Here is a 21,334-nt window from a genome sequence, read left to right on the forward strand (position 1 = left end):
TTATGCAACAAGGAGTTTTGATTACAAATTAAGGTAAAAATGGATGTGATACGGAAATTGTCGAAAGAAAACCCTTTCAAAAGAAGGGAGTATCCAATAGAATGAATATAAGTTTCAGAATATTGTAACATTTTAAGTGGTTACGTCGAAGAGGGGGGAATATTTCGTTGTAAGGATTAGTTCCGAAACATAATAAAAGGGAGGAATGTTCACTATGGCTGTGAAGAAAGAATTTCAAGAGGAAATAAATGAAAATGATTACACGAGAGTTGCTGCTTCAAGAGAATTTAAACAGCTACTTCAAGTAAAGAAAAAATTTATTGTTCCTATTACCCTATTCTTTTTAAGCTTTTATTTTTTGCTCCCTATATTAACGTCATATTCCAAAATATTGAATACATCAGCAGTTGGCGCCATTACTTGGGCATGGATTTTTGCGTTTGCTCAGTTTATTATGACGTGGGCACTTTGCATTGTGTATAGCAAAAAAGCACGGACTTTTGATCGTTTGTCAGAAAAAATAGTAAAGCAATTAGATGATGGGAGGGATACGCAATGAATATGACAGCCTTTGGATTATTTTTAATTATAGTTCTTGGTACTTTGGTCATAACGTACTTTGCATCTAAAAAGACTAAAAATGCAAGTGAATTTTATACAGCTGGTGGGGGTCTTACTGGTTGGCAAAATGGACTAGCTATCGCAGGTGATTACATGTCTGCTGCTTCATTTTTAGGAATTGCAGGCGCAATTGCACTTGCTGGATTTGATGGATTTTTCTATAGCATTGGCTTTCTAGTTGCTTATCTTGTGGTGTTATATTTGGTTGCTGAGCCACTCCGTAATTTAGGAAAATATACACTTGCAGATATGATTGCAGCACGATTTGATGCTAAGAAAGTACGCGGAGTTGCGGCAATGAATACAATCACTATTTCGATTTTTTATATGATTGCACAATTGGTAGGGGCAGGGGCTCTTATCAAACTATTACTTGGAATTGATTATACAACTTCAGTTCTTATCGTTGGTACGTTAATGACTGTTTATGTTATTTTCGGTGGGATGCATGCTACAAGTTGGGTACAAATTGTTAAGGCTGTATTATTAATGATTGGTACATTAGTAATTTCTCTAATTGTATTTGCAAAATTTAATTTTAATGTGATGGATATGTTTCAAGCAATGTCAACTGCTACGCCTTATAAGGAATCATTCTTAAATCCAGGTATTAAATATACAAATGGGCTAGATACGATATCACTCAATATAGCTCTTGTTTTAGGGACAGCAGGTCTTCCACATATTCTAGTTCGTTTCTTTACGGTACGAGATGCAAAAACGGCACGTTCTTCCGTAGTATATGCGACTTGGTTAATCGGATTTTTTTACATTTTGACTGTTTTTCTCGGTTTCGGGGCAGCAGCGTTCGTCGGACATGATGCAATTGTGTTAGCAAATCCTGCTGGTAATATGGCGGCTCCGCTTCTTGCAAAAATGGTAGGTGGGGACTTCTTATTTGCTTTTGTTTCTGCAGTAGCTTTTGCCACGATTCTGGCTGTAGTAGCAGGGCTTGTATTAACGGCTGCTTCCGCCTTTGCTCATGATTTTTATAGTGAAATTGTCCGTGGTGGAAATGCAACAGAAAAGGAACAAGTGGCAATGGCACGATATGCTTCCATTGGGGTGGCAGTACTTAGTATTGTACTCGCATTGTTTGCACAAACACTTAATGTAGCCTTTCTCGTAGCTCTAGCATTTGCAGTAGCAGCAAGCGCAAATCTTCCAGTTATTTTATTCACAATTTATTGGAAACGCTTTAATACAGCTGGAGCTATTACGGGAATGATAGTAGGGCTCCTTAGCGCTATTATCGTTGTTGCGATTGGTCCAAACGTTTGGAATCCGGTTGCGGGTAAAGCAATTTTTGTTGGAACACCACTTATTTCATTATCGAATCCAGGGATAATTTCTATACCACTTGGTTTTCTTGCAGCTTACCTTGGCACTGTATTATCGGGTAAAAAGGAAAGCGAAGCGAAGTTTGATGAAATATTAGTAAAATCCAATACTGGTCATGGAGTAAGTGATGCATCAGCACATTAACTCAAGTAAAGGGTGATTTTAATCTTTAATAAAGAATGAGAGAAAGTCCTTGCTGAGGAAATGTTTTACTTTATAATAAAAACGTCCCCTTTTTTAGTTAGAAGGGGACGCTTTTATTTCATCGGATATTTGTAATGGTTTTAAAATCATTATATAAATTAGGAAGATTACGATGCTGTATTTATGTCCTTGTTTTGTACATTGCGATTACGCATGAGAATGGGATAGAATAGCAAACCAATTACAAATAATCCTATTCCAAGCATGAATGTTTTCAGATCTGCTGTACCAGTTTTAATAACCCAAATGGAATAAACTAGGGCAATTATTACAATGATTCCATCCTTTATACGTGCACCCATTGACTTATATGTTTCTCCCGTAATAACCAGTTTTAACTGGTAAAGGGAGCTTACAAGGTAAGGGATTAGGTATGCAAGTGTTGCAACGATAATAGCAAAGTTATAGGCTTGTCCAACTGTACCTGAAATAGTAGAAAATAGAAAAACTTGTGTCATTATGTTCGTAATAGTTAACGAACGGATTGGACTACCTCCTTTATTTGTCTTTGCAAAATACATAGGAAATAGTTCGCTTTTAGCAGCTTGATACGGAACCTCCGCACTAACGACAATCCAACCTACTATCGACCCAAACAATGAAATGAGAGCGAGAATAGCTAGAATGGCCGCACCGTTAGGTCCGATTGCCGTGCTAAGTGCATCAACTAGCGGTTTTTGAGAATCGCGTAACGCTTGTTGTGATAGTGCTCCCATTGTTAGCAGAGTAATGCCAATATAAATAATAATTGCAATCAAAAGTCCAATAAGTGTAGCTCGTTTTACATCTTGTTGCGATTTTGCACGGTTTGAGAGCATAACGGCTGCTTCGATACCAATAAATGCCCATAGTGTGGAAATGGCCGCACCGTTTACTTGCCCACTAAGTGAAATAGTTTCACCTGAACTGTTAACAAATGTGCTTCCAGAAACATTGGCAACGTTAAAAATGAAAAGAGTAAAAATGATAAATAACCCAAATCCGAGTACTTTCGCTGCTGTAGCAACAAAGTTAATTTTGCCAGCACTCGTAAAGCGAGTTGCGAGTATCCATTGTAATCCCCAGAGAAGGGCAGAACATACAATAAACGTTGTTAAATTACCACTATGCACTTCAAGTGATCCAATAGAAAATAAGACCGTCTTTGAAGATAATATTGGGAAAAATGTTGATAAATATCCCGCAAATGAAATAATAATAGATGCGGTAGCTGGCCAATTGGCTGCCCAATATCCCCATGCGACACTAAATCCTGCAGTGCGCCCCATTTTCTTAGACGCGAACATTGCTTGTGCATAACTTTGCGGACCAGCTTTTAAATCAGGACGTCTTATTGCCAAATTTCCAAAGACAAGAGCAATCATTAATACTCCAAGTCCAGTTGTAAGCCAAGCAATTGTTGATCCGATTGGACTTGCTACTTGAGCCATATTTGCTGGTAGCATAAAGATACCACCACCAACCATGTTTCCTACTACAAATGCAGTTAAGACCCATAATCCCCACTTTTTATTTTCCATGTTTGTCTCTCCTTTGTTTGTACACATATCCCCTAAAAAGTAAAAGCCATGAAGGCAAAAAATACCTACATGGCTTTATAGAAGCGTGTAGGTACAAATGGGAACAACCCTTGTACCTACACGTAATAGTTACGTTAGGTTCAAGGGTTATATATGGCGATGAAGTTGTGTGAATGTAATCAGACGGTTCATTTTTGTAATCTCCCTAATAATAGAATCAATCTTTATCGTATTACTAATACGATATGTCAGAAACTGTTTCTCTTTTTCATATGACCATTACATAAATCCTCAAAAAAAGTTTTATTCATACAACAAGTTATTTTACTGTATGTCTCACAGGATTGCAATGACTTTTATAGATTTAAATGATGTAGGGAATTAATAAAATTCTTTATAATGAACTATTATAATAATTTAATATCTATTATTTGGAATTTTATAATTTTATCTGAAATATTTTTGAAATAGTATAGCTATTTTAACTGTTTTTTTATATAATTTTAGTAGCAACACTGGGGTATAAAGTACTTTGTTCGTTTTAAAGAATTGTACTTGTTGTTTGGAATGCTGTTGACCAAAAGTTGTGAAAAATAGTAAAATAAAAATGGCATTTATTGGAAATGACAATTTGTTCGTTATAAAGAATTAAAGATAGAGATTTTAAGGGGGAAGTAATATGCATAATAAAAGTCGTATTATAGAAGAGATTACAGTTACATTAGAAAAATTGATTGAGTCTAATGATAGTGCAGAAATCAAAAGAATGCATATGCAGGAATTGTCTCAATCATTACAAGTAGAGTTTGAGGATATAATAACACTTTATAACAAGATGGAATTATTTCAACAAGAAGTATCTGAGTTAGGTGGTATGGATACATATCAGAAATCAAAGTATTCATGGTTGAAAGCCGAGCTAGATTTACTTCTATTTATATATCAATTTTTTCAAAAGAATGGTATTAGTGTCATTACCATTTCAGATTTACTAAGTATCAAGCATCTTAACATTTTTCCAAAGACAAAGAATCAATTACAAAATACGTACTACAAGTTACGTAACAACCAACTTCCACTTGAAAATATTATTAAGCAAAAACCAGGTCGTAAGCCTGGCCAAGAATATAAAAAAATAGCTAGTGATTTGAATGAATCCAATATGAAGAAAAAACAAGATCTTTCGGAAAATACAGAAATTATTTCACAACAGCCTAAGTATAGCTTGGTACATTTATTATCTGGCATGGTGAGAAATTTTCAAACAATTTGTGATGATAATGAAAATGAAAAACGTGTGTATCAGTTAATGGCTGGTATTTATGAATTATCAGGAATGGCAGCAGATGGAATAAATGTAAATAAGAATGGTTCAGATGAGCAAATGCTTTTACTTCGACAAGAAACAGAAAGACTTAAAAGAGAACAGAAAGAAATTATGCATGAAATTCGTGGAATAACAAACCATATTAAAGCTTTTGTTGAGAGTACAGACGTTGACCAAATTAAAAATTTATCCGGATTTGTAAATGAATGTAAACGAGATTTGAATCGCCTTGAAGTATATAATGTACAAAAACATTCAACGATGTAATTAGAAATAGCTAGGGAGAATTTTAATTCATTAATGAAATATAAGAAAAAACGAAGCACAGCATGGCTTCGTTTTTTTATGTCTTCAAAGGTTTTGTTTCTTCAATATTGTCATATTTACAGTACAATAAATGGGAAATTTAGAAAATAAATGAAGAAAAATAAGAGTGCGGAAATGTTGCAACTGCTTCATAAGCAAGCTTGGCTTCCTGTAATGCAATCTCCTTCATTCCGAGTTTGTCATAGCACAATGCTCGGTATGAACCTGCTGTATAAAGCTAAGCATGATCAAGCGGATGGAATAAATCTTCAAAATGAAAAATGTAAAGGAATCGTTATAGAAATCTGTAAAACTTAGAATTTCTATGATGATTCCTTTTTACGAAATGGAAATAATTATATTATTAAGAAAAGTAATCCATGCTATAATGAGATTATAATAGAAATGATTCTGTTATATCACTAGATTCTATACTCTTCCTATGTTCCAGCTTATCCTTTTTTCGGCTTCGGTAGGGACTCTTCTAACAATGTTTTTCTATCCCACTTTTACAAAGTTGTGAATGGTTAACATTCGACGCTTAGAAATAGATGGTTCGTTTATGAGCGTAATGCGTGTTTCAAATGTACAAAAATTGCGTTTTACGAAGTGCTACGTTACAGTACCGCGATTTGCTATGCTTCATCGTCTACGAATTGGCGGAATACCGAAACGAATTATGCTTATAAATACGGTTGTTACTGGTTGGTATTTATACAGTTGGTGTTCTCTCCTCTCTTTATGCTACTTTTTTTGAACCATTCTTTACATCAACAGCAAGTCAACTTACTGAATAATTAATGGCGTTGCCACGATATTACCCACTTTGTTTCTTGACCCTCACATTGCGATACTAACAGAACGTTCCTTGCAGCAAAAAACTGGGGCAGAGCAGATGGGAAAGCTATTCGGATGGCTTATGATTTCACGCTTTTTTGGCACGTTGCTCGCGCAGCTTTTTCTTGTGCCAGCTTCACAAATGATAATATGGACGAGCGCTATATTAAGTAAGATTTTATCATAATTAGTAAGAAGAGATTTAATAAGTTGAAAAAAGGTGTTTGGAACTAGAACATAGGACTTTATTTTACCATACTGTGAGTATATATGTTCAAAGGAGTGTAATGATTATGTATCCTTATTGGCAATCCAGTTATTTCATATATGATAATCCTTATTTAATGTGGAATCCAACACCTGTTCTTTCAACAACACGGAATGATTCCATTAGTAAGGCTGCAGTTGATTTTAAAAGTTATATGCGTTTACTTTGGGAACAACATGTTACGTGGACAAGAATGGTTATCCTTAGCCTTATTTTTAATTTGCCAGATTTGGACGTTGCTATTACACGTCTCCTTCAAAACGCTCCGGATATGGGGAATTCAATCAAACCTTTCTATGGTGAAAATATAGCGAGAAAATATAGTGACTTGATAAAAGATCACTTAGTAATTGCTGCAGATCTTGTCAAAGCAGCAAAGGCTGGTAACAAAAGCGCCGCATCAATTGCAGAGAGGAAATGGTACTCCAATGCAGACGAAATTGTTGAATTTTTACACAGTATAATTCCGTATTTATCTAAAGAAGGTTTTAGGAAAATGTTTTATGAACATCTAGCATTAACTAAATCTGAAGCGGTATCTATCCTGAGTAAAGATTATAAATCAGGTGTTCAAATGTACGACAAAATTGAGAAAGAAGCTTTAGAAATGGCGGATGCAATTTCTGAGGGTGTAATAAAGCAATTTCCTCACATGTTTTAAATTACAATAGGCCTTTATGTGATAAAATAATAAAATTGAGCAAGTCTGATTTGGAAATTTAGGATGTAAGGTGATTAGTAAAATGAAGTTAATTATTGCAGAAAAGCCAGATCAGGGGCTTAAGTTAGCAGCCCCTTTTTCCTTTAAAAAAAGAAACGGTTACTTAGAAATTGCTCCAAACTCACTGTTTCCAGAAGGTGCTATTTTAACATGGGCTGTTGGACATTTATGCGAACTTGTTCCACCTGAAGAATATGATCCAAAGTGGAAACGATGGTCTATCAATACGCTTCCGATGATTCCAGATACTTTTCACTACCGTGTGTCAAAATCAAAAGCTAAGCAATTTCATATCGTTCGCGAATTAGCGAAGCGCTCCAATGTGGAAGAAATTATTCATGCTGGCGATGCAGGGAGAGAAGGGGAATTAATAGTACGGACGATTCTCCAAACAGCACATATACATAAGCCAATGAAACGTCTTTGGATTTCCTCTTTAACAGAAAAGGCAGTGAAAGAGGGTTTCAGAGCATTACTATCAGAGAAGGAGACGTATCCTCTTTATGAAGAAGCATATAGCCGTGCTTGTGCCGACTGGCTCGTTGGAATGAATGCATCTCGTATTTATACTCTTCTGATGAAACAAAATGGAATTACAGATGTCTTTTCTGCGGGACGTGTGCAAACTCCTACACTAGCCTTAGTTGTGAAAAGAGAAAAGGAAATTGCAAGTTTCGTCTCAAAACCGTTTTGGGAAGTGCTGGCTATGTTCGATATGGACGGGAAGCAGTATGAGGGAAAATGGCATAATAAACAGGAAAGCCGGTTAGATCAGCCTGAAATGGCCGCGAAAATTGCGGCATTTTGTAAAGGGAAGCCTGCCTCCGTCCATGAAGTAAACACGGAACGGAAGGAATTTCAGCCACCCTACTTATTTAACCTCTCTTCCTTACAAGCTACCGCAAATCGAGCTTTTACGTTTTCACCGAAAAAAACGTTAGATATCGCGCAAAGTTTGTATACGAAAGGATTTATCTCCTATCCGCGGTCGGATAGTAGCTTCGTGACGAAAGGCGAGGCAGAAGGGTTTGCTGCAATCTTGCAAAAGCTAAGCAAACAGGACGCCTACAAGCTGTATTTTCCAACACCAATTACAAGTATTAGCAGGAATAGACGGTATGTGAACGAAAAAAAAGTAACGGATCACTATGCGATCATTCCGACTGAGCAAGTCCCTACCGTCTCGAAATTACAGGAAGATGAACGGAAACTTTATGATTTAATTGTAAAGCGTCTCATTGCCGCTCATTATGAATCAGCCATTTTTGATTATACAACCGTTACGACTCTGGTTGATGGAAGAGCGACGTTTCTTTCAAAAGGAAAGCAGCTAATTCGGCAAGGATGGCGGACCGTCTTATTTGCAGAGAATAGCAAAGACGATGACGATGAAGTTCTTCTTCCTATGTTGCAGCAGGGAGAGCTAGGAATAGTTGTCAACGTAAAAGTGAAAGAGGGAAAAACCCAGCCTCCAAAACGATATACAGAAGGACAGCTCATCACGCTAATGAAAACAGCGGGGAAAGTGCTAGAAGATCAGCAGCTAGAAAAGGTATTAAACAAAACAGAAGGACTTGGCACAGAGGCAACGCGAGCAGGAATTATTACGATGCTAAAGGACCGTAAATATATAGAAGTAAAAAAGAATCAAGTGTTTGCTAAGGAAAAAGGAACGCTGCTAATTGATGCAATTGGGGAACAAATTCTTGCATCTCCAGAAATGACAGCACGCTGGGAGCAAAGACTTTCTGAAATTGGAGCAGGAATGGCGGATGCCACGAAATTTATGGAGCAGGTTCGAAAACTTGCTACAACTATCATTGCTCACGCTGTTGAAGGTGCTAAAGACTGGGATTTTAGTCATGTAGATAAAGAACAGTTTCAACAGAAATCCCCATACAAAAAAACATCAGTACCACTTGGACTTTGCAAAAAATGCGATGGGGAAATGGTTGATAAAGGTACGTTTTATGGTTGCACAAACTATGCTAAAACAAAGTGTACATTTACTATATCTAAAAAAATACTTGGAAAAACAATTTCACAGGCAAATGTAAAAAAACTGTTAGCAACAGGTACTACAAATATAATAAAAGGTTTTAAAAAGGGAGAAAAGACGTTTGATGCTAAGCTAGAATGGAAAGAGGAAGGCATTGCTTTTGTCTTTTCAAATACGGAAAAAAAAGACGATTGAGTAGAAAATAGATTCACATTTTTTATTGACGTAAAGGGAAAATATTGCTATTATACCTATAACATACTATTCTGATAAGAAATAAAAATGATGTTGACCGGAAAACCGGAGGCACAACGATTTTAAATTGTTGTGTCTTTTTTATTTTCTTAACATATTTAATTGAACTAAAAAACGTATAGGCTAATAGGATTGGAGGCTTTCCATTTTTAACCCAGGCATTATAGCAGGATGTTTATCATACGGATATCGCTTTGTTTTAGTTGGAAAGATAAAATAGATATTACCATTCGGGTAGTTTAATTGATTTATTCATACTAAAACTATGTAAATAATAAGGTTAAACGTGGCGATATAAAGAAAGAGGGTGGCTACATGATTGTTGTGAAAGATGTAAGTAAAGTGTATAAAACTTCAAAACAGACGATACAAGCACTCGATCATATTAATCTAAAAATAGAAAAAGGCGATATTTTTGGAATTATTGGGTTTAGTGGTGCGGGGAAATCGACGTTGATTCGCTGCTTAAATCGGTTGGAGGATCCGAGTGAAGGAAGTATAGAAATTGCAGGACAACGGATTACAGAGCTAGGGGAAAAAGAATTGCAGTTAGCGAGACGAAAGATCGGTATGATTTTTCAGCACTTTAATCTATTTGATTCGATGACCGTCTTTCAAAACATTGCATTTCCTTTACAAATCGCTGGTCAAAAAAAGTCAGATATTGATAAAAAGGTAACGGAACTATTGGAACTTGTTAATCTGAGCGACAAAGGTATGGCATATCCTGCTGCGTTGAGCGGCGGTCAAAAGCAACGTGTCGGTATTGCGCGAGCATTAGTAAATGATCCGCATGTGCTTCTATGTGATGAAGCTACATCTGCACTTGATCCGCAAACAACCTATTCCATCTTAGAGTTATTACAGGACATTAATCGCAAGCTGAATCTAACAATTGTTCTTATCACACATGAGCTCGATGTGTTGGGGCATATATGTAACAACATGGCTGTGTTAGAAAATGGGAAAATAATTGAAACAGGAAGTGTTGATTCGTTTTTCTTACATCCATCTAGTGAAACAGCAAGACGGTTTGTCAGAATACTAGAATATTACCGTCAAAAGCGAGAGGCTTGGGACCATATGGGAGGCGTAATATGAATCCGGATTTAGTTGAATTGCTCTGGAAAGGATTAATAGAGACGCTCTATATGGTGTTTTGGTCTTCAGTATTTGCAATTATTCTTGGATTATTTCTTGGTGTAACGATTGTTGTAACTGAAAAAGGAGGAATTCTAGAATCTCTTAAATTACATACAGTCATAAGTACAGTAATAAATGGGATACGTTCGATTCCTTTTATTATATTAGTCGTATTGCTCTTGCCGTTTTCACGACTCGTTGTTGGTACAACACTTGGGCCGACCGCTGCGATTGTTTCGCTATCAATCGGGGCAGCTCCGTTTATTGGCCGTATCATTGAAAACTCATTAAAGGAGGTGAGTGCGGGGAAAATTGAAGCTGCGAAATCAATCGGAGCATCACGCTCTACCATCATATTTAAAGTACTTATACCGGAAGCGCTTCCTGCTCTCGTACGAGGGGTGACGATAGGAGTCATTGGTATAACAGAATTTACAGCTGTTGCAGGTGCAATTGGAGCTGGTGGATTAGGTAGTTTAGCTATTCGATTTGGCTACCAACGATTTCGAGAGGATATTTTGTTTTCTACGGTATTATTCATTATTCTTATCGTTGCTTTGATTCAATGGACCGGGAATTTTATCGCAAAATCAATTAACAAAAAGCGATACAAATTTGATCAATAGTAGAGTATGCAAAACAATAAAATGGAAATGGATGTGTATGTATGACAAAGAAATATATTGGGGTAATCTTTACATTTATTCTTTTATTCGCAGCCTTTGCTACTGGATGCAGTAATGGAACAGCAAAAACAAGTGGAACAGATGCCAAAAAGGAAATTACGCTCAAAGTAGGAGCAGCAGCAGTTCCTCATGCTGAAATTTTAAATTTCATTAAACCGAAATTGAAGGAACAAGGGATTAATCTAGAAGTCGTTGTTCTAGACAGCGAGGATTTATTAAATCCATCTTTAAAAGATAAACAAATTGATGCAAACTATTTTCAGCATGTTCCGTATTTAGATTCTGTAAAAACGGAAAAAGGATTTGATTTTGTTGTTACAACAAAGGTTCATGTTGAACCAATTGGTTTCTATTCAAATAAATTAAAATCAAAGGATGATATTAAAGAAGGAGCAAAGATTGGTATCCCAAACAATCCGTCTAATGAGTATCGAGCACTTACATTACTTCAGCAGCAAGGACTTATAAAGTTAAAGGATGGCATTACAACGTATCAGGCAACACCAAAGGATATTGTTGAAAATCCGAAAAAACTTCAATTTGTAGAAGCGGAAGCTCCAACACTCGCTCGTTCTTTGCAGGATTTGGATGGAGCAATTATTAATACGAACGTAGTGTTAGAAGCAAAAATAGATCCTAAATCAGCGTTATTCCGTGAAGATAAAAACTCACCTTATGCCAATGTAATTGTTGTTCGCAAAGGGGATGAAAACCGTGAAGAGATTAAGAAGCTAGACGCGGCATTGACAACACCAGAAGTGAAGAAATTTATAGAAGACAAATATGGAGTAGCGGTAGTACCTGCGTTTTAATATGAAAATTATTAAGTTGTAATTTAAGCTTGATAAGAAAACCTACCTGTCTAGTAATTATGAAAAGTCAGGTAGGTTTTCTTATAAAAATCCGTTTTTTTAATATTTTCTCCTCAAACAGATGATTTCCCTACATTCAACATAATAACCCCTACAATAATAAGTACAATTCCAATCCCACCCTGTATGGAAATCGTTTCTTTCCAAATAAGCACACCTACAATGGCTGTTAATGCTGTTCCAACTCCAGACCATATGGCATAAGAGACGCTCAGTGACAGGGACTGCAGCGCTAAAGATAGAAAATAGAAGGCGGATACATATCCGATTAAGACACCAATACTCGGATATAATTTAGAAAATCCATCGGAAGCTTTTAGCATAGAACTTCCAAATATTTCGGTTAGTATTGCAATAGCTAAAAATAGATATGCCTTCATAATTTTCCCCTTTATATAGGTATGTACATCATTATTTTTAAATGGTTTCTACAACTGAAAAGGATTTCATTCCATTAAAAAAAATGATAGCATAAAATCGTATAATGTGGAAAGTGAGGATTATCATATGCCAAATCAAGTTAAAGCGTTTATTTTTGATTTAGATGGGGTCATTACAGATAGTGCCGAACTTCATTATTTAGCATGGAAGCAGCTTGCTGATGAACTAGGAATCCCTATGGACCGTGCGTTTAATGAACGACTGAAGGGGATAAGCCGTATGGAATCATTGGAACTCATTTTGACACATGGAAAACAGGAGCACGATTTTACTTTCGAGGAAAAAGAAACGTTAGCTACAAAGAAAAATGATCATTACAAGGAGTTAATTGGTACCATTTCTGAAAAAGATGTATTACCAGGTATTATGGATTTGCTACAAGCCTTACAAGCGAATGGAATAAAAATCGGATTAGCCTCTGCAAGTAAAAATGCCAGTCTAGTTATTGAACGTTTAGGAATACAGTCTTTCTTTGATACGATTGTAGATGCAGCTACTATTGCAAATGGAAAACCAAATCCAGAAATCTTTTTAAAAGCTGCCGATAGCCTTATGGTTCCTTACGAATCATGCATAGGGGTAGAAGATGCGGCAGCAGGTGTGGAAGCAATTAAAGCGGCAGGCATGTATGCAGTCGGAGTGGGAACACCGGGAGCAATGGAAAAAGCAGATTATGCGGTTAATGGAACTGATGAATTACAATTTGATAAACTTGTTGCAGGATTTACTGCTAGCATGTAATTTGAGTATACTCGTTAAAGTAAACGTTCGCATATACAAATACATTCCCTTGGCAAATAGAATGGGAATGTATTTGTATAGTTTTTTCATCATGTTAACCTATCAAGTGGTTTTTTCGCAGGTCCTTCTAACACATCTCCATTGAATGAAAAGCGAGATCCGTGACAAGGACAGTCCCATGTTGATTCCCCATCGTTCCATTCTACCTCACAGCCAAGGTGGGTACACGTGGTATCAACAAGATGGAGCACACCATTACAATCTTTATAGGCACCTGCACGTTTACCATTGACACGAACAACAGAACCTTCTTCGTTGATTAGTTCTTCAGGAGTTCGTAAAGGAAATTCCAGCTTCCCCTCTATTAGATGTTTTGCCACATCTCCGTTTTGCGTAAGAAAATGTTTAATGCTTGGATCGGCTAGAAAGCGGGAAGGAGTAAATAGATTTCGGTACGGATTGCTTCGTTCCATAATAATATCTCGAATGAGTAAGGCCGCTGCAGTTCCGGTAGTCATTCCCCATTTTTTATAACCTGTTGCAACAAGTATATTCGGATGCTCAGAGGTGATATTTCCAATGTAAGGAAGCTTATCTAGCGTGAGTAAATCTTGTGCAGACCACCGATACTCAATAGTTTCTACACCTAGAACTTCATCTGCAAAGGATTGCAATGCCTCGTAGTGTAAAACTGTATCGATACCTTGTCCTGTTTTATGACTTTCTCCGCCAACTAGTACAAGTTTTTCTCCGTTATCCATCGTATATCGTAAGGAACGAACAGGTTCATCAACGCTTAGGTACATTCCTCCTGGAAAAGGTTGTTTGGTCTTTACCGCCAATACATAGGAGCGTTCTGCATACATTCTTGTAAAGTAGAGACCTTTTCCGTCATAAAATGGAAAGTGCGAGCAAGAAATAACATAATCACATGTAACGATTGGACCGTCTTTTGTAATAACGCGTGGATGAATTCCTTCATGCACGTCGATGGCTACTGTGTGTTCATAGATGCTTCCACCTGCTTTCGTAAATAAGTCGACGAGGTGTTGTAAGTAATGAACCGGATGAAATTGAGCTTGATTTTTCATAATGAGTGCTAACGTAACCGGGATGGAAACCGGTAACGTCTCACTTAGTTCTCCCGAAATGGATAGCCTTTCATATGCCTTGTATTCTTGTTCTAGCAGTTTTGCAGATTGTTCAGTGGTACTATACAGATACGAATGCTCCTGTGAAAAATCGCAATGTATGTTATACTCGTCGATCATGTTTTTAATAAATTGCAGGGCATCGTGGTTTGCATTGTAATATAATTTTGCTTTATCTTCGCCAATATGCTCTAGGAGTTCATGATAGATTACATTGTGCTGTGCAGAAATCTTTGCAGTTGTATGGCCAGTAGTCCCGTTTATAATTTTGTCAGCCTCTAGCAATGCTACACATAGCCCTTCCTTTGCAAGCAAGTAGGCAGTTGTAATACCCGAGATGCCACCTCCAACAATTGCGACGTCAACTTTTATATCAGATGAAAGCTTTTGAAAGGATGATTGTTGGGATGACGCTCTCCAAAACGAATTTGTTTGTTCATTATGATTCATAAGTTTGTCCTCCTAAGTAACAGATATATCCTTATGTTTCTATTAAAAGGAAAGAAACATACATGATTATCGGTAATAAGAAAAATAACAGGAGATACAATATCCTTTCATTCACATAAATATCCTTCAATTGTAAGGGTTTTATTTAAGGACGAGATTGATTAATAATAAATTATAATGTCTAAATAAGTGATAGTGATTATAAACAAATTTTGTTAATTTATGATTGAGGAAAAGGAGAGGGGAACAATGGAAATAACGAAAGTGCAGCTGTCTGATGCAAAGAAAATTATGGGGATTTATAAGGCTGTTGTGAAAGAATTACGAGCAAATGAAATTTATCAATGGGATCGTTTTTATCCAAATTCTTTTGTTATACGTGAGGATATAAAGAACGGATATGTATACGGTATAAAAGAAGAATCAACGTATGTAGGGGTAATCGTACTAAACACAAATCAAAGCGCAAAATATAAACAAATTACGTGGAATGAGATGGAGGGAACACCTTTAGTTATTCATCGCTTAGCTGTACATCCGGGGCATCAGGGTAAGGGAATCGGAAGACAACTGATGCAGTTTGCACTACAATTTGCCAGAGAGCATGGTCATCTTAGTATACGGTTAGATGTATATACGAAAAATCCTCATGCTGTCACCATGTATGAACGAGCTGGTTTTGAAAAGAGAGGACAAATAAAGTTCCCTTTTCGGAACGATCCTTATATTTGTATGGAAAAAAGCTTGTTTTCGTAAAAAAACTGAATTTTACAAAATAAATCGACGTTCTCAAGATAATACCTGCGTGTGATGTATGTATATGTTCAAGCAACTAATTTTTAGTTTCATATAAATTTGCGTACAATAAAAGAAAGGTGAAACGAAAAGAAGGAGCTAGAATTGGTATGGATAAAATTCAAAATATGGAAGAAATAAAAGGAATTATTTCAAATAATCAAATGTCTTTACTTTTTATTAAAACTGTACAGTGCGGTGTATGTGATGCGGTACTTGCACAAGCAGAAGATGTATTGGAGCGTTTTCCGAAAATACATTCTATCCTTGTATCTCTCGAAGAAACACCGCAAGTTTCTGGTGAATATTTGGTTTTCTCTGCCCCTACAATAATTATGTTTTTAAATGGAAAAGAAATGTTTAGAGAATCTCGATTTGTTGTGTTCAGCGAATTCGAGAGAAAATTACAACAAATATACGAAGTGACTGAAGAATCATGAATATATTATTCCTTTAGTAGAAATGCTATTTTATTGATAATATTTTCTAGCCTTTCTGAATGAGCATGATACATGTCTGCGGCATTTCTAGATTCTGTTTCAAGTGAAAACAATTCTAAATCTGCTTGACATTTTTTTAAAGTCGCAAGAAGTAAGGGCTTTTCCTGGGATGATGGAACTTGAATCTTATCATCGTACACATCGACAGTTAACACACCAGTGCTGTCAACTTGTCCAATAAAGACATTGTCTTGGGAAATGCCTATTTTTTTTAGTTCACTAAGAAGCCAATGTCGATTGTGACCACTAGCTGTTAGTGGTTCATCTAGTATTTTTCCATCCATAATAACAGTTTGTGGTTCTTTTTCAGTAGCTACTTGTAATCCTACCATGCTAGGGGTAAGAGGTTGGTTTTCTTTTTTTACGAGTACATTTAACTCACCAGCCGCTTCAAGTACAGCAAATTCAACATCTGCTACGCGAAATACATCCTTTTTTCGAAGTAACTCCAGTAATTCGTCGCTGGTGTATTTTTCTTTTTTTAAATTATCTTCAAGTATTTTCCCGTCTTTTATTACAACCGTAGCTTTTCCTTCCACGAAATCTCGTATCTTTTTATTTTTTAGTGCGAGTAGTCCTGCCAAGAATGGAATCATGGAAAATACAAGAATACTAAAGACTCCGTGTGTATAATTTTGTTCAAGCCCGGTTGATACTTCTGCAGCTATGTCACCAATTGTCATACCGCCAATATATTCAAAATAGGAAAGCTGTGATATTTGTCGTTTACCTAGAAGTTTTGTGATAAAGAATAGTATAGCTAATATACTTAAGGATCGAACGATTACCATTAACCATTCTGGCATGAAAATCAATTCCTTTCTTACATTCCTTTATATTGTGGTTCTTCGTTTTCTAAATGGGATATTCTTTTTTGTAAATCGGAAATAACGTCGTCTAATTCCATCATGCATTCGTGAAACAGTTGCTTTGTATGGTTATCTACGGTATCTTGGGCTAATACACTTAAACTAGACTGTGCGCCTTTCACACTAGCTAAACATGATTTAACATTTGCTACGATTGTCATCCAATTGCTCTCCTTATCCCTTTGGTTTAAAAAGTAGTGCTCCGATAAAGCCGAAAATAATTGCTGCAGAAATACCTGCACTCGTTACTTTAAACATTCCTGTTATAACTCCAACGAGACCGTGTTTTTCTCCCTCGGCCATGGCTCCGTGCACAAGAGCGTTTCCAAAGCTCGTAATGGGCACTGTAGCACCGGCACCAGCAAAATCAATAAGCGGTTCGTATAAATTAAAACCATCTAAAATCGCTCCTGTTACGACAAGTACAACCATCGTATGAGCAGGAGTTAACTTTGCAACGTCAAATAAAAGCTGACCGATTACGCAGATAAAACCTCCAACAACGAATGCTGAGATAAACATGGCCATTAGTGAACACCTCCATATTCTATGGATACAGCGTGCGCGATACATGGTATTGTTTCCTTCTGTTGGAATGATAAAGGTGAAAGCAAAGCTCCTGTAGCTACAACTAACATTTTTTTGAATTCTCCATTTTTCATTCGATTTAATAAATGACCATATACAACGGTAGCGGAGCATCCAGGTCCACTTGCCCCCGAAAAAACAGGTTGATCTTTGCTATAAATCAGTAATCCACAATCTTGAAATTGTTCATCGTTTATAGAATGTCCATGTTTGCGGAGTAAATGAAGAGCAATTTCTCTTCCGATTTTCCCTAAATCACCTGTTACAATTAAATCATAGTAAGCTGCATCAATTTGTCGGTCACGTAAATGAGCCTCAATTGTGTCAACAGCAGCAGGTGCCATTGCCCCCCCCATATTAAAAGGATCACTTAATCCCATATCTACAACTTTACCTATGGTAGCAGATGTGACAAAGGGACCGTCCCCTTGAGCGCAAAGCAGGGCAACTCCTGCTCCTGTAACTGTCCACTGGGCAGTAGGAGGTTTTTGTCCTCCGTATTCTGTTGGATAGCGAAACTGTTTTTCAACAGCTGCGTTATGACTGGAAGCTCCGGTTAATACATAATTAGCACATTTACTATTAATAATGAGAGCAGCTAAAGATAGACCTTCCATTGAGGTGGAACAAGCACCGAACAAACCTAAGTAGGGAATTCCAAGTAGACGACTTGCAAAGCTTGTAGGGGTTATTTGATTTATTAAATCCCCACCTAATAAAAACTGTACATCCTGCGTTCGAAGCTTTGCTTTTTCAGTTGCACGTTTGCAAGCTTCCTCAAATAGAACGCGATGCGCTTTTTCATAGGAATCTTGTCCAAGCCATAAATCCCCATGCAACGAATCAAAATCTTCAGCAATTGCTCCATTTGCTTCAAATGGTCCGCCAGTTACTCCGGTTGAGAGGATAGTAGGTGTATGCTCAAATCTCCAAGTTTGATGACCTTCTTGCATTTAAAATCCTCCCCAGTGAATGAGTATCGTTTTAATAATAGCAATTACAAATGCGGAAAAGACGCCAAATAATATGACAGAACCGGCCATTTTAAACATATTTCCGCCTACTCCCAACACAAACCCCTCAGTCCGATGTTCGATACAAGCAGAGATAACAGAATTACCAAATCCTGTTACAGGAACAGCAGTACCTGCACCCCCAAACTGCGCAATGCGGTCGTACACACCGAAACCAGTTAATAGCATCGATATAAAAATAAGAGTCGCTACAGTTGGATTGCCCGCGGATCGTTCTGTAAAGTCAAAGTAGGTTGTATAAAAAAGGGAAATAAACTGACCAATGATACAGATGAATCCTCCAACAAAAAAAGCTTTTACACAGTTTTTAATAATAGGTCGTTTTGTTTCATGCGTCTTTGCGAGCGTTTGATATTCCTGCTGTACAGGTGTCATATTTTTTTGCTTACTAGACATACGACGTCATCCTTTCCATATGGATTCTTTATGTATCAGAATTCATTTCTGAGTGGATTATTTTCCCTTCTTTTACAATGGTTGCAGCATCAATTTCTTTTTTATTTATTTCACTTTGTAGCTGTTCGACTAGCTTATAAATTTTACCGTCTAAGCTAACGTGATAGTTATAAGAAGGCAAAGTTTCCTGGAGCTTATTTGAAATTTCCTTACGTAACGCCTTTAATTGGAATCGTTTATATTGAGCAGGCTTTGCTGCTACATAAAGATCATTTCCTGCATTTACAGCTTTTACGGACACTATTCCTTCTAATGTAGAGATTTTATCCTGTGCTTGAACGGCAGGAGATTGATTTTCTACCATACTTACATTTTGCGTTTGTACGTTTTGTTTTGCTGTTTTGGTTTCTGGCAGCTTTGTACATCCAACTAAGCTGATTTGCATAAATAGGAAAGCCAAGCAATAGAGCATTATTTTTGGCATACTATCATTCCATTTCGTAATAAAGTAAGCAATGCTTTGGTTTGGAAAAAAGGATGATTGAAAATCACCCTTTTTTCTCTTTTTTCGTTTATTGATGAAACGAGCGATATTATGACTTATATTGCGGTTCTTCTAGTTCTACTTCTTGCATTCGTGGTGCCAGGGTGTCAATGATCGTTTGCGCTTGCTTGGCAGCACTTTGATAGGTTTGTTTTGCTTGTTGATTATCAGTTGCTATTGCAAATCCTTCCAAACTTGCTTGCGCACTTTTTAAACCAGAAATGGTTTGCTTTAATTGATTAATTACAGTCATATGTCGTTTCCTCCTATGAAATGAAAGTCAAATATAGATTGCTCTTTTTAAGCCAAAAGTATAGTTTCCAAATATTACAACATATGTATCACTTGTCTTTTGATCATAAAAAAGCATTCATTGTCGCATTAGTCAAACACACAAATTAGATTGTCAGTTTTGTCCTTTTACTGTGGTAGAAGCTAAATGCCTATGCCCTTTGAAGTTGCCATGCATACTGTGAAAATGAATACAGCACGAAAACAATAAAAGGAGGTTAACAAACATGATTGATGAGCGTCGTCCTATTGGAGGATTTGGAGGACACCATTTTGGAGGATTCGGCCGTCCGGGTTTTGGATTTGGAGGATTCGGTCGTCCAGGTTTTGGATTTGGAGGCTTTGGTCGCCCAGGTTTTGGATTTGGAGGCTTTGGCCGTCCGGGCTTTGGATTTGGAGGGTTTGGTCGTCCAGGCTTTGGATTTGGAGGTTTTGGATTCCCATTTATTGCAGGATTAACAGCAGGTGCATTATTAACACCAGGATATGGATATGGCTATCCGTATCCGGCACCATACCCATATCCAGTACCTTATCCGGCGCCGTATTACGGAGACTATGGCTATCCGTATGGTCAGGTAATCACATATTAGTAAAGTGTGTAAATTCTTGATGAATGTAACAGCAATTAAAAACTATGCAAGAACGCTACTTTTTTAAGCAGGTAGCGTTCTTATTTGCCCTAGGACCAAGTTTTTTCAAATTACTCATTATAAGAATTTCATGATATAGTTAGAAACGTAAAAATAAGAATAAAGGAAGTACATTCTAATGTTACAAACGACTATAAAAGATATAGAATTGAAATTTGATACAAATAATGGATTATTTTCTCCAAAGCATATTGATAAGGGGACATTATCCATGTTGTCTGTTATTGATTTTAATGAAAATGATAAAGTATGTGATCTCGGTTGTGGTTATGGGGTCGTTGGGATTTTAGCAGCAAAACAAATCGGTGCAAGTCATGTAACGATGGTTGATAATGATAAAGAAGCCGTTTTGGTTGCCAAGCAAAATGCTATATTAAATAATGTTCCTGAAATAGATGTTGAAGTAAGTGATGGATTCTCAAATGTACAAGAAACAGGTTTTACAAAAATTATTTCCCATCCTCCTTATCATGCTGATTTTTCAGTCCCTAAAGCATTTATTGAAAAAGGGTTTAATCGGCTATGTAAAGACGGTGCTCTATACATGGTTACGAAAAGAAAGGACTGGTATAAAAATAAACTAACTGCCATTTTTGGCGGTGTGAAAATATGGGAAGTCGATGGATATTATGTGTTTCTTGCGATTAAGAAAAGAGATTCGTATGCAAACATCAAAAAGAAAAAAGAAAAAACACCTCCTAAAAATATTCGAAAACATAAATAATTATTAATTCCATGGTAAATATTTTAGTCTAAGTGGGATACAATGCTCGTAAAAGTC

26 protein-coding genes and 1 pseudogene are annotated in these 21,334 nt (G+C 36.7%); 17 read left to right on the top strand and 10 right to left on the bottom strand.

Annotation, left to right across the window (positions count from 1 at the left end; translation table 11 throughout):
- Positions 1-214: 214 nt before the first annotated feature.
- Both ACAN53_RS04900 and ACAN53_RS04905 read left to right on the top strand, forming a co-directional pair.
- Positions 215-559, top strand: a complete 345-nt coding sequence (locus ACAN53_RS04900; RefSeq protein WP_379967797.1) for a DUF485 domain-containing protein — start codon at positions 215-217, stop codon at positions 557-559.
- Positions 556-2,106, top strand: a complete 1,551-nt coding sequence (locus ACAN53_RS04905; protein WP_379967799.1) for a solute symporter family protein — start codon at positions 556-558, stop codon at positions 2,104-2,106. The genes ACAN53_RS04900 and ACAN53_RS04905 overlap by 4 nt, the downstream gene beginning before the upstream one ends.
- Positions 2,107-2,273: 167 nt before the next feature.
- On the opposite strand, the gene ACAN53_RS04910 is transcribed toward ACAN53_RS04905, so the two are convergent.
- Entirely contained in the window at positions 2,274-3,686 is a 1,413-nt protein-coding gene (locus ACAN53_RS04910; protein ID WP_379967801.1) for an amino acid permease, read from the bottom strand.
- A gap of 679 nt (positions 3,687-4,365) precedes the next feature.
- On the opposite strand from ACAN53_RS04910, the gene ACAN53_RS04915 reads away from it, so the two are divergent.
- The 10 genes and pseudogenes from ACAN53_RS04915 (at position 4,366) to ACAN53_RS04960 (ending at position 12,040) form a co-directional block, all read left to right on the top strand.
- Positions 4,366-5,280, top strand: coding sequence for a DNA-binding domain-containing protein (locus tag ACAN53_RS04915; RefSeq protein WP_379967803.1), 915 nt, complete (start codon positions 4,366-4,368; stop codon positions 5,278-5,280).
- 150 nt (positions 5,281-5,430) lie between these two features.
- Positions 5,431-5,637, top strand: a complete 207-nt coding sequence (locus tag ACAN53_RS04920; protein ID WP_379967805.1) for a hypothetical protein — start codon at positions 5,431-5,433, stop codon at positions 5,635-5,637.
- Between the two features lie 205 nt (positions 5,638-5,842).
- Positions 5,843-5,998 (top strand): annotated as a pseudogene (locus tag ACAN53_RS04925) (DUF2837 domain-containing protein); the annotation flags it as partial.
- A 16-nt stretch (positions 5,999-6,014) separates the two neighbouring features.
- Positions 6,015-6,116: a lipid II flippase family protein gene (locus tag ACAN53_RS04930; protein WP_379967807.1), complete on the top strand. Its 102-nt coding sequence runs from the start codon at positions 6,015-6,017 to the stop codon at positions 6,114-6,116.
- The gene (locus tag ACAN53_RS04935; RefSeq protein WP_379970261.1) at positions 6,116-6,343 is read left to right on the top strand and encodes a lipid II flippase family protein; all 228 of its coding nucleotides are present in this window, start codon (positions 6,116-6,118) and stop codon (positions 6,341-6,343) included. Before ACAN53_RS04930 ends, ACAN53_RS04935 begins: the two co-directional genes overlap by 1 nt.
- A 106-nt stretch (positions 6,344-6,449) precedes the next feature.
- A complete protein-coding gene (locus tag ACAN53_RS04940; protein ID WP_379967809.1) occupies positions 6,450-7,085 on the top strand; it encodes an acetylglutamate kinase in 636 nt (211 codons plus the stop codon).
- A gap of 82 nt (positions 7,086-7,167) precedes the next feature.
- Positions 7,168-9,339, top strand: coding sequence for a DNA topoisomerase III (locus ACAN53_RS04945; protein WP_379967811.1), 2,172 nt, complete (start codon positions 7,168-7,170; stop codon positions 9,337-9,339).
- 375 nt (positions 9,340-9,714) lie between these two features.
- Entirely contained in the window at positions 9,715-10,500 is a 786-nt protein-coding gene (locus ACAN53_RS04950) for a methionine ABC transporter ATP-binding protein (RefSeq protein ID WP_379967813.1), read from the top strand.
- The gene (locus tag ACAN53_RS04955) at positions 10,497-11,168 is read left to right on the top strand and encodes a methionine ABC transporter permease (RefSeq protein WP_379967815.1); all 672 of its coding nucleotides are present in this window, start codon (positions 10,497-10,499) and stop codon (positions 11,166-11,168) included. Before ACAN53_RS04950 ends, ACAN53_RS04955 begins: the two co-directional genes overlap by 4 nt.
- 41 nt (positions 11,169-11,209) lie before the next feature.
- Entirely contained in the window at positions 11,210-12,040 is an 831-nt protein-coding gene (locus ACAN53_RS04960) for a MetQ/NlpA family ABC transporter substrate-binding protein (RefSeq protein WP_379967817.1), read from the top strand.
- A gap of 113 nt (positions 12,041-12,153) precedes the next feature.
- Here the strand turns inward: ACAN53_RS04960 and ACAN53_RS04965 are convergent, their stop codons facing one another.
- Entirely contained in the window at positions 12,154-12,480 is a 327-nt protein-coding gene (locus ACAN53_RS04965; RefSeq protein ID WP_379967819.1) for a DMT family transporter, read from the bottom strand.
- 127 nt (positions 12,481-12,607) lie between these two features.
- Between ACAN53_RS04965 and pgmB the strand changes: the two genes are divergently transcribed.
- Positions 12,608-13,282 carry a beta-phosphoglucomutase gene (gene pgmB / locus ACAN53_RS04970; protein ID WP_379967821.1) on the top strand — a complete coding sequence of 225 codons (675 nt, stop codon included), beginning with the start codon at positions 12,608-12,610 and terminating at the stop codon, positions 13,280-13,282.
- 89 nt (positions 13,283-13,371) lie between these two features.
- On the opposite strand, the gene ACAN53_RS04975 is transcribed toward pgmB, so the two are convergent.
- Positions 13,372-14,883, bottom strand: a complete 1,512-nt coding sequence (locus ACAN53_RS04975) for an FAD-dependent oxidoreductase (protein ID WP_379967823.1) — start codon at positions 14,881-14,883, stop codon at positions 13,372-13,374.
- Between the two features lie 249 nt (positions 14,884-15,132).
- Here ACAN53_RS04975 and ACAN53_RS04980 point away from each other — a divergent pair, with 249 nt between their 5' ends.
- The gene (locus ACAN53_RS04980; protein ID WP_379967825.1) at positions 15,133-15,639 is read left to right on the top strand and encodes a GNAT family N-acetyltransferase; all 507 of its coding nucleotides are present in this window, start codon (positions 15,133-15,135) and stop codon (positions 15,637-15,639) included.
- A gap of 149 nt (positions 15,640-15,788) precedes the next feature.
- On the top strand, positions 15,789-16,118 hold the full coding sequence (locus ACAN53_RS04985; protein WP_379967827.1) for a thioredoxin family protein: 330 nt from the start codon (positions 15,789-15,791) through the stop codon (positions 16,116-16,118).
- A gap of 5 nt (positions 16,119-16,123) precedes the next feature.
- On the opposite strand, the gene ACAN53_RS04990 is transcribed toward ACAN53_RS04985, so the two are convergent.
- The 7 genes from ACAN53_RS04990 to ACAN53_RS05020 all read right to left on the bottom strand — a co-directional run bounded on the left by ACAN53_RS04990 (position 16,124) and on the right by ACAN53_RS05020 (position 19,862).
- Positions 16,124-16,993 carry a DUF421 domain-containing protein gene (locus ACAN53_RS04990; protein WP_379967829.1) on the bottom strand — a complete coding sequence of 290 codons (870 nt, stop codon included), beginning with the start codon at positions 16,991-16,993 and terminating at the stop codon, positions 16,124-16,126.
- Positions 16,994-17,001: 8 nt separating this feature from the next.
- Positions 17,002-17,208, bottom strand: coding sequence for a DUF1657 domain-containing protein (locus ACAN53_RS04995; RefSeq protein WP_379967831.1), 207 nt, complete (start codon positions 17,206-17,208; stop codon positions 17,002-17,004).
- Positions 17,209-17,221: 13 nt separating this feature from the next.
- A complete protein-coding gene (gene spoVAE, locus ACAN53_RS05000) occupies positions 17,222-17,569 on the bottom strand; it encodes a stage V sporulation protein AE (RefSeq protein ID WP_379970262.1) in 348 nt (115 codons plus the stop codon).
- Between the two features lie 5 nt (positions 17,570-17,574).
- Positions 17,575-18,588: a stage V sporulation protein AD gene (spoVAD, locus tag ACAN53_RS05005; RefSeq protein WP_379967833.1), complete on the bottom strand. Its 1,014-nt coding sequence runs from the start codon at positions 18,586-18,588 to the stop codon at positions 17,575-17,577.
- On the bottom strand, positions 18,589-19,065 hold the full coding sequence (gene spoVAC / locus ACAN53_RS05010) for a stage V sporulation protein AC (RefSeq protein WP_379967835.1): 477 nt from the start codon (positions 19,063-19,065) through the stop codon (positions 18,589-18,591).
- A gap of 28 nt (positions 19,066-19,093) precedes the next feature.
- Positions 19,094-19,549 (bottom strand): YhcN/YlaJ family sporulation lipoprotein, encoded by a 456-nt coding sequence (locus ACAN53_RS05015; RefSeq protein WP_379967837.1) that lies wholly within the window; start codon positions 19,547-19,549, stop codon positions 19,094-19,096.
- 109 nt (positions 19,550-19,658) lie between these two features.
- Positions 19,659-19,862, bottom strand: coding sequence for a DUF1657 domain-containing protein (locus tag ACAN53_RS05020; protein ID WP_379967839.1), 204 nt, complete (start codon positions 19,860-19,862; stop codon positions 19,659-19,661).
- A gap of 265 nt (positions 19,863-20,127) precedes the next feature.
- Here ACAN53_RS05020 and ACAN53_RS05025 point away from each other — a divergent pair, with 265 nt between their 5' ends.
- Positions 20,128-20,493 carry a hypothetical protein gene (locus tag ACAN53_RS05025; RefSeq protein WP_379967841.1) on the top strand — a complete coding sequence of 122 codons (366 nt, stop codon included), beginning with the start codon at positions 20,128-20,130 and terminating at the stop codon, positions 20,491-20,493.
- A gap of 178 nt (positions 20,494-20,671) precedes the next feature.
- Positions 20,672-21,277 carry a class I SAM-dependent methyltransferase gene (locus ACAN53_RS05030; protein ID WP_379967843.1) on the top strand — a complete coding sequence of 202 codons (606 nt, stop codon included), beginning with the start codon at positions 20,672-20,674 and terminating at the stop codon, positions 21,275-21,277.
- Positions 21,278-21,334: the final 57 nt, after the last annotated feature.

The organism is Ectobacillus soli (assembly GCF_042610425.1).
Lineage (GTDB): Bacteria > Bacillota > Bacilli > Bacillales > Bacillaceae_G > Ectobacillus.

Excerpts from the sequence above, each read along its gene's own strand:
- ACAN53_RS04915 (WP_379967803.1), top strand. The coding sequence starts at position 4,366 with ATGCATAATAAAAGTCGTATTATAGAAGAGATTACAGTTACATTAGAA.
- ACAN53_RS04985 (WP_379967827.1), top strand. The coding sequence starts at position 15,789 with ATGGATAAAATTCAAAATATGGAAGAAATAAAAGGAATTATTTCAAAT.
- ACAN53_RS04965 (WP_379967819.1), bottom strand. The coding sequence starts at position 12,480 with ATGAAGGCATATCTATTTTTAGCTATTGCAATACTAACCGAAATATTT.
- pgmB (WP_379967821.1), top strand. The coding sequence starts at position 12,608 with ATGCCAAATCAAGTTAAAGCGTTTATTTTTGATTTAGATGGGGTCATT.
- ACAN53_RS04920 (WP_379967805.1), top strand. The coding sequence starts at position 5,431 with ATGAAGAAAAATAAGAGTGCGGAAATGTTGCAACTGCTTCATAAGCAA.
- spoVAD (WP_379967833.1), bottom strand. The coding sequence starts at position 18,588 with ATGCAAGAAGGTCATCAAACTTGGAGATTTGAGCATACACCTACTATC.
- ACAN53_RS04940 (WP_379967809.1), top strand. The coding sequence starts at position 6,450 with ATGTATCCTTATTGGCAATCCAGTTATTTCATATATGATAATCCTTAT.
- ACAN53_RS04945 (WP_379967811.1), top strand. The coding sequence starts at position 7,168 with ATGAAGTTAATTATTGCAGAAAAGCCAGATCAGGGGCTTAAGTTAGCA.
- ACAN53_RS04995 (WP_379967831.1), bottom strand. The coding sequence starts at position 17,208 with ATGACAATCGTAGCAAATGTTAAATCATGTTTAGCTAGTGTGAAAGGC.
- ACAN53_RS04910 (WP_379967801.1), bottom strand. The coding sequence starts at position 3,686 with ATGGAAAATAAAAAGTGGGGATTATGGGTCTTAACTGCATTTGTAGTA.
- ACAN53_RS05015 (WP_379967837.1), bottom strand. The coding sequence starts at position 19,549 with ATGCCAAAAATAATGCTCTATTGCTTGGCTTTCCTATTTATGCAAATC.
- spoVAC (WP_379967835.1), bottom strand. The coding sequence starts at position 19,065 with ATGTCTAGTAAGCAAAAAAATATGACACCTGTACAGCAGGAATATCAA.
- ACAN53_RS05030 (WP_379967843.1), top strand. The coding sequence starts at position 20,672 with ATGTTACAAACGACTATAAAAGATATAGAATTGAAATTTGATACAAAT.
- ACAN53_RS04980 (WP_379967825.1), top strand. The coding sequence starts at position 15,133 with ATGGAAATAACGAAAGTGCAGCTGTCTGATGCAAAGAAAATTATGGGG.
- spoVAE (WP_379970262.1), bottom strand. The coding sequence starts at position 17,569 with ATGTTTATCTCAGCATTCGTTGTTGGAGGTTTTATCTGCGTAATCGGT.
- ACAN53_RS04975 (WP_379967823.1), bottom strand. The coding sequence starts at position 14,883 with ATGAATCATAATGAACAAACAAATTCGTTTTGGAGAGCGTCATCCCAA.
- ACAN53_RS04900 (WP_379967797.1), top strand. The coding sequence starts at position 215 with ATGGCTGTGAAGAAAGAATTTCAAGAGGAAATAAATGAAAATGATTAC.
- ACAN53_RS04905 (WP_379967799.1), top strand. The coding sequence starts at position 556 with ATGAATATGACAGCCTTTGGATTATTTTTAATTATAGTTCTTGGTACT.
- ACAN53_RS05025 (WP_379967841.1), top strand. The coding sequence starts at position 20,128 with ATGATTGATGAGCGTCGTCCTATTGGAGGATTTGGAGGACACCATTTT.
- ACAN53_RS04960 (WP_379967817.1), top strand. The coding sequence starts at position 11,210 with ATGACAAAGAAATATATTGGGGTAATCTTTACATTTATTCTTTTATTC.
- ACAN53_RS04955 (WP_379967815.1), top strand. The coding sequence starts at position 10,497 with ATGAATCCGGATTTAGTTGAATTGCTCTGGAAAGGATTAATAGAGACG.
- ACAN53_RS04950 (WP_379967813.1), top strand. The coding sequence starts at position 9,715 with ATGATTGTTGTGAAAGATGTAAGTAAAGTGTATAAAACTTCAAAACAG.
- ACAN53_RS05020 (WP_379967839.1), bottom strand. The coding sequence starts at position 19,862 with ATGACTGTAATTAATCAATTAAAGCAAACCATTTCTGGTTTAAAAAGT.